The organism is Bacillus sp. JJ664 (assembly GCF_036962205.1).
Classification (GTDB): Bacteria; Bacillota; Bacilli; order Bacillales; family Bacillaceae_G; genus Gottfriedia.
The window spans coordinates 1-1,787 of the sequence record NZ_JBALMS010000121.1 but is presented as its reverse complement, the minus strand read 5'-3'; the positions used below and the strand labels follow the sequence as shown (position 1 = coordinate 1,787).

The following is a 1,787-nucleotide window of genomic DNA, read 5'->3' as shown; positions in this document are numbered from 1 at the left end:
TCATGGAAAAAACAGGGAAAACGGCAGAAGAAGTACTTGATGTTCTAAATAAAGAGAGCGGTATGCTTGGAATTTCAGGTTTCTCTAGTGATTTACGTGATATTGAAACAGCAGCAGAAGAAGGTAACAAACGTGCAATTATTGCGCAGGATGTATTTGTAAGTCGTATCCATAAATATTTAGGTTCTTACGCTGCACGAATGAAAGGTGTCGATGCGATTATTTTCACAGCAGGTATCGGTGAAAATGGTCCGGAAATTCGTGAATCAGTATTAGAAGGACTAGAATTTATGGGAGTTTACTTCGATCCAAGTAAAAATAATATAAGAGGAAAAGAAGCTTTCATTAGCTTTGATCACTCACCAGTTAAAGTAATCGTTATTCCAACGAATGAAGAAGTTGTCATCGCAAGAGACGTTGTTCGTATTGGAATGTAATATTTAATTTAACGTAGAGCATACAAAAAAAGAAAATCTCATATTCTTATTATGAGTTCACTTTTTTTGGCGCTCTACGTTTTTTTATACTTTGAGGTGATGGTATGGACAGTATAAAAGAATTAAATCTTTGGTTAGAGATTAGTGAAAGGATGAATGAAAAAAGACACAATAGCTCAAATCGATTTGAGCAGATGTTTAAAAAAGCCTCTTCTTATATTTCTAAAAAAATTCCTCATGCATATTCTGATGCTTTTAATGATTTTTTATCAACAACATTCTTTCACTCGCAATCCTTATTACAAACTTCTAAGCATTTCCATGAAAAGAAAAATGATATTTTACGAAGAGCACAAATTTTAAGAAGTGATATAACAAAAATTAATGACTTAAGGAATTTACCAATACGCCAACTGAATTTTTTAGCCGAACAAGAGATTTCTAAAGCACTCATTATTTCAAGTGTACAAGGTGGGTTAAGCGGCACGAGTTCTAAACTTGCGATGTTTTGTGATTTACCGGCTTTATTACTAGTAAATCTGAAAACTGTCCAAGAAATTGCTATGTGCTATGGATATGACGTCAGTATTCCATTAGAAATGGAATGTTGTTTAAAGGTGTTGCAAGGTGCATTACTCCCATCGCCAGTAAAATATGAGAGATGGCATACACTTATGACCGATACTTTGAAGCATGAAGATGAGGATGTATTTGCAATTTGGGATAGTGAGTTCAACGGAGAAGAAGTTTATCAAACATTATTTCTACAATTTAGTAAGTTGTTTATTCTACATTCTTTGAAAAATCGTTTAATTGGTGGGGTACCAGTAGCTGGAATAGCTGTTGGGGCCAAATGGAACGAAAATCTTACAAAAAACGTTTTAGAGTATACGAAAGCTTTTTATCAATATAGATTGTTATCAAAGCGAATCAAAAAAGAGCCAACAGTTTAACTGTTGGCCCTTTTTTTATCCATGTATCTTCATATCATCAGATACTTTTTGATTACTTCTAAACCAAATCCATAAATCATTAATAATGGAAGCTAATTCCGCAATTTCAGAATTTAGTTTACAGCTAACGACAAAATTAGCTTCGTTATTTAATTGCTCTTGTTTATGATTAATTGAGTACTCAAGCTGTTTAATCCGATCAGGAATATTTCCTCTAATGCATTCCCATTCTGTCAGAATAGCCTGTTGCTGTTCGTGAGAGTAATCTTCCCAGTCTAATAATAAGTTGGGTAGTAAAATACCTAATCGTTCATCAAATGAAAAATAATCTTGTAACATCCGTACTCCCCCTCTACACTATATTATACATTGAAAAAAATAACGGAAACAATTTGTT

The 1,787-nt window shown here is 33.2% G+C and carries 2 protein-coding genes and 1 pseudogene; 2 read left to right on the top strand and 1 reads right to left on the bottom strand.

Annotated features, from left to right (window positions below; genetic code table 11):
- Positions 1-437, top strand: a pseudogene (locus V7056_RS17075) (acetate kinase); the annotation flags it as partial.
- A gap of 104 nt (positions 438-541) precedes the next feature.
- The gene (locus V7056_RS17070) at positions 542-1,390 is read left to right on the top strand and encodes an EcsC family protein (RefSeq protein WP_499703608.1); all 849 of its coding nucleotides are present in this window, start codon (positions 542-544) and stop codon (positions 1,388-1,390) included.
- A gap of 15 nt (positions 1,391-1,405) precedes the next feature.
- On the opposite strand, the gene V7056_RS17065 is transcribed toward V7056_RS17070, so the two are convergent.
- Positions 1,406-1,729 (bottom strand): hypothetical protein, encoded by a 324-nt coding sequence (locus V7056_RS17065; RefSeq protein ID WP_499703607.1) that lies wholly within the window; start codon positions 1,727-1,729, stop codon positions 1,406-1,408.
- Between the last annotated feature and the right edge of the window lie 58 nt (positions 1,730-1,787).